Annotated in this window: 11 protein-coding genes and 1 pseudogene; 1 reads left to right on the top strand and 11 read right to left on the bottom strand. The window is 69.8% G+C overall.

Annotation, left to right across the window (positions count from 1 at the left end; translation table 11 throughout):
* The 9 genes and pseudogenes from ACFDS6_RS15390 to ACFDS6_RS15350 form a co-directional block, all read right to left on the bottom strand.
* Positions 1-310 (bottom strand): annotated as a pseudogene (locus ACFDS6_RS15390) (type II secretory pathway protein); the annotation flags it as partial.
* Entirely contained in the window at positions 300-977 is a 678-nt protein-coding gene (gene gspJ, locus ACFDS6_RS15385; protein WP_375272989.1) for a type II secretion system minor pseudopilin GspJ, read from the bottom strand. The pseudogene ACFDS6_RS15390 and the gene gspJ, both read right to left, overlap by 11 nt.
* The gene (gene gspI / locus ACFDS6_RS15380; protein ID WP_375272988.1) at positions 974-1,399 is read right to left on the bottom strand and encodes a type II secretion system minor pseudopilin GspI; all 426 of its coding nucleotides are present in this window, start codon (positions 1,397-1,399) and stop codon (positions 974-976) included. Before gspI ends, gspJ begins: the two co-directional genes overlap by 4 nt.
* Entirely contained in the window at positions 1,386-1,937 is a 552-nt protein-coding gene (locus tag ACFDS6_RS15375) for a GspH/FimT family pseudopilin (protein WP_375272987.1), read from the bottom strand. The genes gspI and ACFDS6_RS15375 overlap by 14 nt, the downstream gene beginning before the upstream one ends.
* Before the next feature lie 30 nt (positions 1,938-1,967).
* Positions 1,968-2,405: a type II secretion system major pseudopilin GspG gene (gene gspG / locus ACFDS6_RS15370; protein WP_375272986.1), complete on the bottom strand. Its 438-nt coding sequence runs from the start codon at positions 2,403-2,405 to the stop codon at positions 1,968-1,970.
* Between the two features lie 22 nt (positions 2,406-2,427).
* Positions 2,428-3,651 carry a type II secretion system inner membrane protein GspF gene (gene gspF, locus ACFDS6_RS15365; protein WP_375272985.1) on the bottom strand — a complete coding sequence of 408 codons (1,224 nt, stop codon included), beginning with the start codon at positions 3,649-3,651 and terminating at the stop codon, positions 2,428-2,430.
* A gap of 110 nt (positions 3,652-3,761) precedes the next feature.
* Positions 3,762-5,390, bottom strand: coding sequence for a GspE/PulE family protein (locus ACFDS6_RS15360; RefSeq protein WP_375272984.1), 1,629 nt, complete (start codon positions 5,388-5,390; stop codon positions 3,762-3,764).
* Positions 5,387-7,615 carry a type II secretion system secretin GspD gene (gene gspD / locus ACFDS6_RS15355; RefSeq protein WP_375272983.1) on the bottom strand — a complete coding sequence of 743 codons (2,229 nt, stop codon included), beginning with the start codon at positions 7,613-7,615 and terminating at the stop codon, positions 5,387-5,389. Before gspD ends, ACFDS6_RS15360 begins: the two co-directional genes overlap by 4 nt.
* Positions 7,615-8,421, bottom strand: a complete 807-nt coding sequence (locus ACFDS6_RS15350) for a type II secretion system protein N (RefSeq protein WP_375272982.1) — start codon at positions 8,419-8,421, stop codon at positions 7,615-7,617. The genes gspD and ACFDS6_RS15350 overlap by 1 nt, the downstream gene beginning before the upstream one ends.
* Before the next feature lie 120 nt (positions 8,422-8,541).
* On the opposite strand from ACFDS6_RS15350, the gene ACFDS6_RS15345 reads away from it, so the two are divergent.
* Positions 8,542-9,171 (top strand): prolyl hydroxylase family protein, encoded by a 630-nt coding sequence (locus ACFDS6_RS15345; protein ID WP_375272980.1) that lies wholly within the window; start codon positions 8,542-8,544, stop codon positions 9,169-9,171.
* Positions 9,172-9,321: 150 nt separating this feature from the next.
* Here ACFDS6_RS15345 and ACFDS6_RS15340 read toward each other — a convergent pair whose 3' ends face one another.
* Both ACFDS6_RS15340 and ACFDS6_RS15335 read right to left on the bottom strand, forming a co-directional pair.
* On the bottom strand, positions 9,322-12,057 hold the full coding sequence (locus tag ACFDS6_RS15340) for a TonB-dependent receptor domain-containing protein (RefSeq protein ID WP_375272990.1): 2,736 nt from the start codon (positions 12,055-12,057) through the stop codon (positions 9,322-9,324).
* Positions 12,058-12,132: 75 nt separating this feature from the next.
* Positions 12,133-13,413 (bottom strand): hypothetical protein (locus ACFDS6_RS15335; protein WP_375272979.1); only part of this gene is annotated, 1,281 nt, incomplete at its 5' end.

Genomic DNA, 13,413 nt, shown 5'->3' with positions numbered 1-13,413 from the left:
AATTGCCGCCGTCGCGCACCCGCGCGGTCGCGACCCCGCCGGGGATCGGCAGCCCAAACGGCCGGTCGCTCCACCCGCCCAGCAGTGCGACGCGGTCGCCCGCCTGCCCGAGCAGGCTCGTCACCCGCGTTGTCGCCAGCGTCTCGGCCGCGTAGGCGTAGCCGCGCGCCGCATCGAGCGCGCCCGCGTTGGCCGTCAGCCGCGTCGACACGCGCAGCCGCTCCAGCGCGGTCGCCGCCATCACCGCGATTACCGCGACCAGCAGCAGCACCGTCAGCAGCGCCGCCCCGCGCTCGCCCTCACCGCGCATTGGGCGACGGCGTAGGGTTGGGTGACGGAGCGCCGTCCGGGGCATTGTTCTGCCGCGCGCGCGGCGCGCCGGTGCCGACCAGGAACAGCATGCGATACGTGCGCCCGTCCTCGCGTACCAGCGTCAGCTCCGCCGCCTGCGGCAGCGCGGCGACCGGCGTTCCCTCCCATCGGTCGCTCCACGCCCCGGCGTAGCGGAAGCGCCACGTCGCCTGCCGCACGCCCTCGACGATCAGCGCCGCGGGCAGCCGCGCGGCACCGTCGAGCGCAGGGTAGCCGACGCGCTCGATCCCGCCCGCGGTCAGCTGATACTCGACCTTCTGCAACGTCGCGCGCGCCGACTGGTCGATGTTACTCCACCCGCCGCGCACCAGCCGCAGCATCGGCACCTGCCCCGACCCGCCGGTGAACGCGGGCAGCCGCACGCCGTTCTGCTCGCGCGTCGGCCGGTCGACCGCCTGCGCCAGGTCCGCGGTCAGAATCGACGACAGCCGGTTGATCGCGCCGATATCATCCAGCGCCGCGCCCGACGCGCCCTGCGCGCGCACGCTGAACGCCAGCAGCGCGACGCCCGCCGCCGCGATCATGCCGAAGATCATGAGCGCGATCATGACCTCGATCAGCGTAAAGCCGCCCTGCCCCTGGGTTCGCTTTGGCGTGCGTCTCACTGTTGCACGCTCGCAGCTCTCGCGGGCGGGCGGATCATCGTTGCGCGCCCCAGCACCGCGCCGTCCGGGTCGGCGACTGCCACGTCGACGCGCATCACGTCGCCGTCGCCGATCGCGCGCACGTCGCGCACCCAGCGCCACGCGCGTCCGCCGTTCTGCTCGGCCCCGCTCACGCGCCCGCGCGTCGGCGGCTGGACGTCGCTCACCGCCTCCACCGCGACGTTGCGCGCGACGATCTGCGCGAGCAGGGTCGATTGCAGCAGCGCGGTCGACCGGATCGTCGCGCCCTCCAGCCGGATCAGCGCCAGCGCGGCGAGGCTGAACACGGCGAGCGCGACCATGATCTCGATCAGCGTGAAGCCGTGTTCGGCGGAACGCCACAGGTGCGTGAAACCGCTGTCACGTCGCTCAGCCCGCGACACGGACGCTCCCGTCCGCCGCGATCGCGACGCTCGCGCTCGTGCCGTCGCGCCTGAGCGACACGGTCAGCGACTTGTCCGCGAGCCCGGTCGTGTCGAACGTCACCCGCTCGCGCACCACGCCGGTCGCGCCCGTTCCCTGGCTCCACCGCTCGACCCTGAGCGGCTTCTCGACCATCGCCGCCCAGCGCCCGCCGCGCCACTGGTCGAAACCGTAGCCGGTCGGGGTGACCCACACGCTCACCGGCCGCGCGTCGATGATCGCGCTGTCGTGCGCCGCGCGCACCCGCGTCGCGAAGCGCGCCGCCTCGTCCATCAACCGCCCGCGCGGGTCGGGCATCGCCAGCACCGCGACCGCGGAGGCGAGCCCGATGATCGTCACCACAACCATCAGCTCGATGAGCGTGAAGCCACGCTCGGCCGGGCCAAGCTGCGCCGCCCCGCCGCGCTCGGCCGAGCGAAGCTTCGACGCCGAGCCACGCTCGGCCGGGCAACGCTTCGACGCCGCGCCGCGTTCGGCCGAGCGGAGGGACGACCGCATCAGCGTCGCTCGACCGTCGGCGCGCCGCGCTTACTGCCAGCTGCCGATATCGGCATTGATCCCCTCGCCGCCGTCCTTCCCATCGGCGCCCAGCGTCCAGATATCCGCTGCGCCGTGCTGCCCGGGCGAGGCGTAGAGGTACGCGCGGTTCCACGGGTCCTCCGGCAGTCGCTTGATATACCCACCCGCCTGATAGCGCGACGCGTCGACGCCCGCGGGCGCGCTCACCAGCGCCTGCAACCCCTGCGAGGTCGTCGGATAGCTGCCCTGCTGGAGCCGGTACATTTCCAGCCCCTGCTCGATTGTCGCAATATCGGCCTTCGCCTTCTGGATACGCGCGGTGTCGCCCGACGGCAGCACGTTAAGCGCCACGATCGTCGCGAGCAGCCCGATGATGACGATCACCACCATCAATTCGACGAGTGTAAAGCCGTTACGCTTGCGGCGCTTCTTCTGTTCGGTACGCATGTTCTCTCTCACTGTCCCGCGCCTATTGCCCTGCCAACGTGTTGAGCTGGAGGATCGGAAGCAGGATCGATAGCACGATCGTCGCGACGATGCCGCCCATGATGACGATGATCAGCGGCTCCAGCAGCGACAGCGCGGTCGCGGTGAAGCGGTCGAACTCGCGCTCCATGTAATCGGCCGCGCGCTCCAGCATCTCGTCCAGCCGCCCCGCCGCCTCGCCCGACGCAGCCAGGTAGACGAGCAGCGGCGGGAACACCGCGGTGCGCCGCATCGCCGCCGACAGGCTGCCGCCGCCACGGATCGCGTCGGTGATCTCGTCCGACGCCGCCTTCAGCCGCCGATTGTGGATCGTCCCCGCGGTCAGGTTGAGTCCTTCCAGCAGCGGCAACCGGCTCGCCACCATCGTCGACAGCGTCCGCGCCATCCGCGCCGCGTGCAGGTCGCGCAGCAGCCGCCCGATCAGCGGCACGCGCAGCAGCCAGGTGTCGAACGCCAGCCGGATCGGCGGCTGGCGAAGCGCCGCCCACGCACCCAGCCCGACGAGCACCAGCACCAGCAGCATCGCCCACCAGTAACCCGTGATCGCCGCCGACAGCGCGATCACCATGCGCGTCAGGAACGGCAGCTCCTGCCCAACCGTGTCGAACTGCTCGACCACTTGGGGCACCACGAACGCCATCAGCGCGATGACCACACCCATCGCGACGGTCGCCAGCACCGCAGGGTACGCCATTGCGGTGAACAGCTTGCCCCTGATCTCGGCCTGCCGCTCCAGCAGCAGCGACAATCGCTCCATGATCTCGGGCAGCGACCCCGAACTCTCGCCCGCCGCCACCATCGCGCGGTACAGCGGCGGGAAGCTCTTGGGCTCGCGCGCCATCGCGTCCGCCAGCCGGCGCCCCTCGGTCACGCCGGCGTGGACGTTCTGTACGATCACGCGCACGCGCTCCTGCTCGGTCTGCCGCGACACGGTGCGCAAGCTCTCCTCCAGCGGCGACACGCGGTTGAGCGTCGCCAGCTGCCGCGTGAACAAGGTCAGCTGCTTGCCCGACATCTTCGCGCGGCCGAGCTCCAGCCCGAACAGCGGACGCCCCTTGCTCGCCGGCGCGCTGCCCGGCTCGATTTTCACGACGAACAGCCGCCGCCTGTCCAGCACCGCTCGCGCCGCCTCGACCGACGCCGCCGCGACGTGCCCGCGCGCCTCGTTGCCGCGCGTATCGATCGCGACGTAATCGAAATCAGCCATCTATCCTCCCCGGCTCGGGGAGGGGGACCAGCCAAAGGCTGGTGGAGGGGGCTGGCGACAGACGACACATCAGGCCAGCGGGCGCGAACCCGCGGTCGCTAAACGTCACCTCAGTGCGCATCCGCGATCGCCGCCTCGGCCGCGTCCGCCGCGACGAGCTGCTCCTGCGGCGTGTCGGTTGCGTCCGCCCGGCTGACGCGCACCGCCTCCTCGGCGGTCGTCCGTCCTTCCTCCACCAGTCGCCTGGCCGCGCCCGCCAGCGTGTCGCGCGCCGGATCGGCGAAGGCGTGCCGCGCGATCGCGTCCTCGTCACCGCCGTCGTTGATCAACCGGCGGATCGTGGGATCGACCCTGATCGCCTCGTACACGCCGATCCGCCCGCGGAACCCCGTTCGGTTGCATTCCTCGCACCCGACCGCCTCGTACACCGTCGCGTCGGGGGCGATGCCGAGCAGCGGCGCCACCGTTTCGCGCGCCGGCACCGCCCGCCTGCATGTCGCGCACAGCCGCCGGACCAGCCGCTGCGCGATCACCGCGCGCAGCGTCGAGGCGAGCAGGAACGGCTCCACCTTCATGTCGCGCATCCGGGTGATCGCACCGATCGCGTCGTTGGTGTGGACGGTGGAGAGCACCAGATGCCCCGTCAGCGACGCCTGCACCGCGATCTCGGCGGTCTCGCGGTCGCGGATCTCGCCGATCATCACCGTGTCGGGGTCCTGGCGCAGGATCGCGCGCAGGCCCGCGGCGAACGTCAGCCCGACCTTGGCGTTGACCTGCGTCTGCCCGACACCCTCGACCGCATACTCAACCGGATCCTCGACGGTCAGGATGTTGCGGCTGCCGTCGTTCAGCAGGCGCAACGCGGCGTAGAGCGTCGTCGTCTTGCCGCTGCCGGTCGGCCCGGTCACCAGCACGATCCCGTTCGGCACCGCGATCGCCTCGCGCAGCAGCGCGTTCATCCCCGCACTCATGCCGAGCGCGTCGAGGTCAATCCCCGCATTCTCCTTGTCGAGGATACGCAGCACCACGCGCTCGCCCGCGCGCGCCGGCAGCGTCGAGACGCGCACGTCGAGCAACTTGCCGCCCAGCGTCAGCCCCATGCGCCCGTCCTGCGGCACCCGCCGCTCGGCGATGTCCAGCCGCGCCATCACCTTGATGCGGCTCACCACGACCGGCGCGACGTGCGGCGGCATGCGCAGCGTCTCGCGCAGCACGCCGTCGATCCGCATGCGGATAACCAGCCCGGTCTCGTACGGCTCGATGTGGATGTCGGACACGCCGTTGCGCGCAGCGTCCGCGATCACGCCGTTGATCAGCCGGATCGCGGGCGCATCGTCGGCGGTGTCGAGCAGGTCGTCCGCGGTCGGCAGCCCTTCCGCCAGCAGGTCGAGCTCGTCACCCATCCCGACCGCCGCCGCCGCGGTCGCCTGCCCGTCCATCGCGTAATTGTCGCTCAGCAGCCGGTCGAACGCCGCCGCCTCAATCACCGCGACATCGAACGCGCGCCCGAGCACGCGGCGCACCTCGATCAGCGCGCGTGGATCGCTCCCCTCGCGCAGCGCGACGCGGTCGCCGTCGAGCGCCACGCCGAACTTGCGCGCGAACGTGTAGGGCAATTGCACCGGAGCCGCGGGCGCGACCAGCTGCGGCACCTCGCCCAGCACGGCGTCGGCGTCGACCGGCACCACGCCGCTCGACAGCGTCGGGTCGATCGCCACCTCGGCCCCAGTTCGGATCATTTCGGCCGCGCCGGGATCGTGGTGACCGAATTGCGGTACACCGGCACGCCGACGCGCGGGTCCTCGATGCTGCCCGGCTGCCCCGCGGGCGGGATCGGCGGCGCCGCACCCATGTAATCGCGCACCAGCGCGTCGATCGACGGCTCCGTCGCCGGGTCCTGCAATCCCTGCTGCAATCGCAGATAGCCGTAGCGCTGCTCGGTCACGCGGCGATTGTCCGCGGCCGACCGGATCACCGTCGGCCGGATGAAGATCATCAGGTTGGTCTTGGCGCGCGACTTCGCCTTCGACTTGAACAGATTGCCCAGCACCGGGATGTCGCCCAGGAAGGGTATCTTCTCGATCGTCCGCCGCTCCTCGTCGGAGAGTAGCCCGCCGATCACCCCGATCGCCCCGTCGTCGACGGTCAGCACCGTCTCGACCTCCCGCTTGTTGAGGATCAGGTCCGAATTGTCGCTCGACACCGGCCCCGCGATCGAGCTGACCTCGATGTGCAGGTTGAGCTTGATCGTGCCCGACGAGTTCACCTGCGGCCGCACGTCCAGTCCGATGCCGACATTCTGCCGCTGCGTGGTGCGGAACGTGTTGTCGAAATTGTTCGACAGCGCCTGTCCCGTCGTGATCGGAATTTCCTGACCCACCAGGCTGTGCGCTTCCTGGTTGTCCAGCGTCATGATGTGCGGGACCTGCAGCAGGTTCGACTGATTGTCGCTCTTCACCGCCTGAATGATCGCGCCGAACAGCGTGTTGCCGATCGTGCCGCCGAACCCCGCCAGCCCGCCCGACGACTGGATGATCGAGTTGATCGCCGACTGCGTCAGCGTATCGGCCGCGGGCGAGGTGCCGCGCACCACGGTCGTGCTGCCGTCGGTGTTGACCGTTGTGGTGGTCGAGGTCGCGAGCTGCTGCGCCCCGATCGCGCCCGCGATCTGCAGGATGTTGGGCGCCGAGTTGGAGAAGGTCGACGCGCCGAACGCCCCGCCCGACAGGTTCCCTAAGATGAACTGCGCGCCCAGCCGGTTGACCGTCGAGTCGGACACTTCCGCCACGATCGCCTCGACCAGCACCTGCGCGCGACGCGTGTCGAGCTGCTGGATCACCTCGGTCAATTGCCGCTGGATGTCGCCCGGCGCCGCGATGACGATCGCGTTCGCGCCGGCGAAGCGCGTCACCACCGCGGCGGTGCGCCCGCCCTGCCCCGTGATCGCCGCCTGCTGCGGCTGGCTGCCGGCCTGCTGCGTCGTGGTCGGCTGCGGCGTGGCGATCGGTCCGGTCGATTGCTGCGCGATCACCCCGCCCGCCGCCGGCCCGGCGCTGCTCGACCCGAAGTTCGCGCGGCCCAGTGCCTGCTCCTGCACCGCGTCCGGCTGCTGCCCGACGAGCTGCTGGAGCACGGGCAGCAGCTGCGCCGCGTCCGCATTCTCCAGGAACACGACCTTTATCTCGTTGGCGTTGCGCGCGCGCGTGTCGAGGTCGCGCGCCACCGCCACCAGCCGCGCGACGGTCGACGGATCGCCGCGCAGCGCGACCGCGTTCGAACTCTCGATCGCCACCGCCGACGCGCCGCCCGGCGTCGAGCCGGCCTGTCCGCCCGCACCACCCGCGCCGCCGCCGATCAACTGCGTCAGCGCGGTCGCGACCTCCTTCGCGTTGGCGTTCCTCAGCGCGACGATCCGCGTCGAGGCGACGTCCGTGTCGATCCGCCGGATAACCTCGCGCACGCGGCGCACGTTGTCGGCGAAATCGACCACCACCAGGCTGTTGCCGCCGCGGTTCGCGGTCACCGACCCCTGCGCGCTGACCAGCGGGCGCACCGTGTCGACCGCCTGCGTCGCGTCGGTCGAGCGCAGCCGGATGATCTCGGTCACCAGCTGGTTGCGCGCCGCCCCGCGCACGCCGATCCGCCCCGGCTGGCTCGCCGCATTGTCGATCGGCTGGACGCGCAGCGCACCGTTGGCGGTCGGGATCGCCACCAGTCCGTTCGCGCGCAGCGTGGACAGGAACACCTCAAAATATTCGGAGCGCGACAGCGGCCGGTCGGTCACCACCGTCACCTTGCCCTGCACGCGGTTGTCGATGATGAACGTGCGCCCGGTCACCTTGGCCGCGTCGGCGATGAACGCGCGGATGTCGGCATCGCGCACGTTGAGCGTCGTCTGCGCCGCGACCGGCGCGCTCGCGAGCACGCACGACGCCAGCAGCGCCGCGGATACGAACCGCCGCATCACCGCGCCCCCGCCGGCAGCGTGACCGGCAGCGACTGCCCGCCGCGCTCGATCGTCACCGCGGTCGCCCCGCCGTTCTGCAACTGCGCGAGGTCGGCCGCACTGCCGATCGGCCGGCCGCCGATCGCGGTCACCACGTCGCCGTCCTGCAACCCCGCCGCCTGGAACGCGCCCTTGCCCTGCCCGCGCAGCGTCAGTCCGGTCACACGCCCGCCGTCGATCCGCGGGATCGCGGTCAGGTCGGCCCGCAGGTCCGCCGCGGAGGTAACCGCCGGTGTCGGCGCAGCCGCTCCGCCGACCGCCGCGGGTGCCGCCACCGCTGCGGTCCCGCCGTCGCTCTGCGGCAGGAACAGGTCCTCGCTCTCACCGCCGCGGTCGAGCGTCACGTGATCGAACGCCACCGATTTCAACACCACGCCCGGCGCCACTTCCTCACCCACGCTCACGCTTTTCTGTACCCCGTCCGGCCCCGCGATAATCGCCGACCCGCGTCCCTGTGCCTCGTCGATCCGCGTGCCGAACAGCGTCAGCTGCAGCGACGTCACCGCCGTCGCCTGCGTCTGCGCGCCGCTCACGCGGTAGAACGGATCGAAGCTCGCGAACACGCCCGCCGGGTCGCCCGGCAGCACCGGTCCCGCCGGCGCCCACGCGCCCAGCGGCGCGATCGGCGTCACCACCGTCCACACCAGCCGCGCGCACTGCACCGCCAGCACGCCCAGCAGCGCGATCTCGGCGGCCGAGTATATGTTCACCACGGGCACCCGCCGCAGGATCGCCCGTGCCCGGGCGTCGAACTTCAATCGCATGCGCTTTGGTCAACTCCCCGCCCCACCGGCGCTATGTCGGCGATGTTACAGCCGCGTGGCACGCTTGTGTAATATTTCTGCGCCTTGGGCGGCGTCGCCGCGCGCGCTACAGGTGCGGACATGGCCACCGACGCGATCACCGCCCATCTAGCCCAGCAGCCCGGCATCCAGAAACTGCCCAGCCCCAAGCTGACGCTGTTCGTCCGCCGCGGCTTCCTCGACGCCGCGACCTGCGCGCATTTGTGCGCGATGATCGACGCGGAGCGCCGCCCGTCGACCATCTCCGACCACAATGGCGACGCCGCCTTTCGCACCAGCGAGACGTGCGACCTCTCCGCCACCGACCCGCTCGTCGCCGGGGTGGATGCCGCCTTCGCCGCCTTCACCGGACTCGATCCGGCGCACGGCGAACCCTTGCAGGGACAGCGCTACGCGGTCGGACAGGAGTTCAAGGCGCACACCGACTATTTCGAGCCGAACGGCGTCGATTTCCACCGCTACTGCTCGGTCGCGGGCAACCGCACCTGGACCGCGATGGTCTACTTGAACGAGCCCGAGGCGGGCGGCGCGACCCGCTTCAAGGCGGTCGACAAGACGATCCAGCCCGAGATCGGCAAGCTCGTCTGCTGGAACAACCACCGCGCCGACGGCTCGCTCAACCCCGCGACGATCCACCACGGAATGAAGGTGCGCGCCGGCACCAAATACGTCATCACCAAATGGTACCGCGAGCGCCCCTGGGGATGGTGACCCACCTCGCGACATCGCCGTCATCCCGGACTTGATCCGGGATCCCGCTTCTCCGCGACGCCAGAGGGCAAGCGGCACCCCCGACCAGGTGAGGGGTGACGGCAAGGAGAGAAACTGGGCAGGAGCCTTCGCGACCCCCGCCCTCTCACCTCAGAACTTCACGCCCAGCCCCAGCGACACCGACGTCCCCAGCTCATAGCGGTTGTAGTAGATCCGCTGCGCGTCGAACTGCTGATACTCCTTGTACGGCGTCGTCGTGATGTTGCGCGCCTCGAACTTGATCTCGCTCTCCACGCCAGCGATCGTCACGCCCTCGCGCGCGACGAAGTCGAGCCGGAAACCGGGATATTCGAACACGTCGGGCTGCGCGTTGGGACCGCGCGTGGTGACCCGCTTCGACGCGTAGCTCAGCAGGAACGTCTGCTGCGACAACCGGTCGCTGTCCTCCAGCCCGAGCTGGAGGTTGACCAGATGGTCCGACTGCCCGGTCAACGGCGCACCGTCGCGGAAGAACAGGTTCGCGTCGCGCGACACGCCGTTGATCACCGTCTGGTCGCTGTCGCGCACCTTCAGCTCGGACTGCGTGAAGGTGTAGTTGGCGATCGCCAGGAACCGGCGGCTGGCCCAGAACTCGCCGCCCAGCCCGTCGAGCGGAAAGTATTTCTGCACCTCGACCTCGGCACCGTACAGCTGCGCCTCCGGCGCTGTCGCGAAGCTCGTCTGCACCTGGCCAACGATTGCCGAGTAGGTCTCGATCGGCCGGTCGATCTTCTTGTAGAACCCCGCCAGCGTGAAGCGCTGGTCGCGCCCGAAGTACCATTCGTAGCGCGCCTCGGCATTGTACAGCTCGCTGTCGACCAGCGAGTTGTTGCCGCGGAACAGGCGGTTGGTGTCGGTGTCGATATAGACCTGGCTGATCAGCTCGCGGAACTGCGGCCGCGCGATCGTTTTCGATCCGCTCGCGCGCAGCTGCATGCCCGGCTGCAGCTCGTAGGTGACCGTCAGCGACGGCAGCCAGTAATCCTTGTCGATCCGCGTGTTGAGCTGTCCCGCCAGCCCGGGCAGCCCGGTGTTGAAAACGTCGATCGCGTCGACGCGCTGCTTGCCGGTTTCATAACGGACACCCGCCGTCACGTTCAGCGCCGGGGTCAGCTGCGCGATAACCTGGCCGTAGCCCGCGTGCGTGCGCAGCGACGCGTCGAACGCCGCGGTACCGTCCTGCGCGGTCGTTTCCTGCAGGTAGATGCCGTACGCCTGGATCGTCTGGTCGGCGAGCAGGTAATCGGGGCGCAGCTGCTGCACCGCGATCGGCAGCGAGTTGGCGAGGAAGCTCAGCGCACGCCGCGACGAGGTCCGCTTGGTGTCGGTATAGGCGTAACCCACGCCCAGCTTCAAATCACTGGTCAACGAGTAGACCAGGTCCGCGCCGCCCGACCAGAGGTTCTCCTCCAGGTCGCTGAACGCGATGTTCGCGCCACCCTTGCCGCCGGTGCCCAAATTGTTGCTGTACTTGTTGCCGATCGGATCGAGCGGCAGGTTGGTGCGCACGTACAGGAACTCGCGCTCGTACGGCGCTTCGCGCTGCGAATTGGCGTAGCTGCCGCGCAGGTCGACGCGCAGGTCGTCGGTCGGCTTGAACTCGCCCACTAGCTGCGTGTTGATCAGCTGCCGCTCGTACCAGCCGGTGTTCTGCAGCAGCAGGTCCTGCCCTGCGCGGTCGAGGTCGAAACCGACGCCCAGCCGCGCCTGCTTGATCGTGTCGCGGATGTAGAGGTTGGTCCAGCGGATTACGTTGTCGCCGAACTCGCCGTTGATGCCCAGCAAGCCGTTCACCACCACGCGGTTGTCGGTGACCACGCGGTTAAAGCTGTTCTGCAGCACGCCGTCGTCGCCGACGCCGTTGGCGAATTGCTGCAACGTCTGGCGCGTGCGCCAGGTATTGCCGATCCCCGCCGAGGCGAGCACGCCCAGCCGCACGCCGCCGACGTCGACGCTGGTCCCGCCGGTCACATTCCCTGAGAAGTTGATCGGCATCTGATAGTCGGTCTGCAACACCGAGGTGCGCGAATTGACCAGGCTCGACGCGATCTGCCCCAGCTGCGCGCGATTGAACGTCGCATTCTCGCCGATCGGCGATCCGCTGTTCAGCGCGTCGGCCAGCGGGCCGGGCACGTCGCGCGTGCCGTTGTCGAACCCGGTCCAGTCGCTTGGGCTGCCGTAATAGACGTAGCCCAGCCGCCCGGTGGTGTAGCTATCGCCGCTGACACCGCCCGACACGGTCAGGAACGGCTCGCTCGGCGTCGTCTTGGTCGTCAGATTGATGACGCCGCCGCCGAACTCGCCGGGGAAGTTGGCCGAGTAGCTCTTCTGCACCAGGCTCGACGCGATCACGTCGGTCGGGAAGATGTCGAGCGGCACGACGCGGCGCAGCGGCTCGGGGCTCGGCAGCGGCGAGCCGTTGAGCAGCGCCAGGCTGTAGCGATCGCCCAGGCCGCGGACGTAGACGAACCCGCTGCCGACGACCGACAGGCCGGTGACGCGCTGCAGCGCGCCCGCGATGTCGCCTTCGCCGCTGCGCGCGATATCCTCGGTCGACAGCACGGAGATCACCTGCGGCGCGTTCTGCACCGCGTTGGCGCGCGCGCGCCCGACGACCACGATGTCGCCGCCGCCGCCGGGGATCGATACCTGCGGCCCGACGCTCTGCGTCTCGCCGCTCGTTTCCTGCTCGTCCTGCGTCGGGCTGCCCGACGGCGTGGACGGCGTCGCACCCGGCGCACCGGAGGTCGACGTGTTCGACCCGCTCGCCTGCGCGTAGGCGGCGGCGGGCGCGAACAGGCAGGTGCTCAACAACAGGGCGCTCGCGAGCGGCAGCCGCTTGGACATCTTCATTCCCCCAAAATCCTCAAATGCGAATCAGGGGACGGCATCGCTGCCGCCCCCTCTCGTGACCCGCAGGTCTCAGGTGGTCGGCAGCGACAGGCACGAACCGTTCGTGCTGCCGAAATCGGCGTAGGCGAGGTTGCAGGTCCAGTTGCGGTACCAGGTGTCGCTCGCGTTGCGCACCGCGCCGACGTACGGTGCCGACTGGAAGAAGCCGCCCGAGTTCACCGCCGTCGCCGGATCGACCGCGGTCGCCGCCGTCTCGTTCGCGCCATTGATGAAGGTGCTGGTCAGCGTCGAGGTGAAGGCCGCATTGTTGTTGCGCCCGCCGTTGAAGATCGCCGCGACCTGGTCGGTCGACACGCCGCCCGTCCCGCTGAACGCCGGGTTGCAGCCCGACAGCAGCACCGAGGTGAAGCTCGGCGGCCCCGCCTTGTCGGTCGCGCTGTTCGCCGCCGCGATCGTCGTCGCGCTGTTGATGCGGACGCACGGCAGCCCCGAGTCGGTCACCACCACGCCGTTGTAGAGCGAGTAATCGCCGCCGCCGCGGAACAGCATCGTCGCCGCGTCCGAACCGATCTTGGAACGGTGGATGAAGGTGAAGTTGGCGAGCCGCACGTTGGAGCGCGGCACCGCGTCCTCGTTGCCGTTCGAGTCGTGCTCGATCATCGCGTCGCCCGAGTTGCCGCCCGGACGCTGGATCGCGATCACGTACTGGATGAAGCCCTTGTAGCCGACGTCGGTGTCAAGCGAGTCGTCGTCCGCGCCCGAGATCACGAGATAGTTCATGTTGGGCCGGCCGCCGAACACCTCGATGCCATCGTCCGACGAATTGACCGACTGGAAGTGATCAATCTGTGTGCCCGAACCGACGCCCGATGGCGTCAGCGACTGGAGCTCGCGGTCGGGCGCCAGCGCGAAGCCCGAGTAGCGGATCTGCACGTAGCTCATCCGGCCCGAGCTGTCGGTCGGCTGAGCGCCGCCGTAGAGCGCGCCCGACGTGCCCTCGGTGTCGCGCGTGCAGTTCGCGCTACCCGCGACTGCGCCCGGCTCCGAACAGTCGGTGATCGGCGCGCGGCCGAGCAGCACGACGCCACCCCACTGCCCCTGCGCGTTGACGTCGTTCTGCCCGACGACGTTGGCGCGGCTGGTGAAGATGATCGGCGCGGTGGGCGTGCCGACCGCGTTCAGCTGGTTGCCGCGGTTGACCGCCATGAAGGTCGGGCCACCCTCGGCGTAGATCACCACGCCCGGATCGATGTTCAGCACCGTGTTGTAGCCGGTGCTGGTCGCGCCCGCGTCGCTGCCGACGTCGACGCGGCCGTTCATGCGGTACACCACGCCCGCGACGCGCGGCAG

The sequence above is a fragment of the Sphingomonas sp. genome (assembly GCF_042095875.1).
Lineage (GTDB): Bacteria > Pseudomonadota > Alphaproteobacteria > Sphingomonadales > Sphingomonadaceae > Sphingomonas.
The sequence above is the reverse complement of the archived record's forward strand: the minus strand, read 5'-3'. Positions and strand labels throughout refer to the sequence as shown.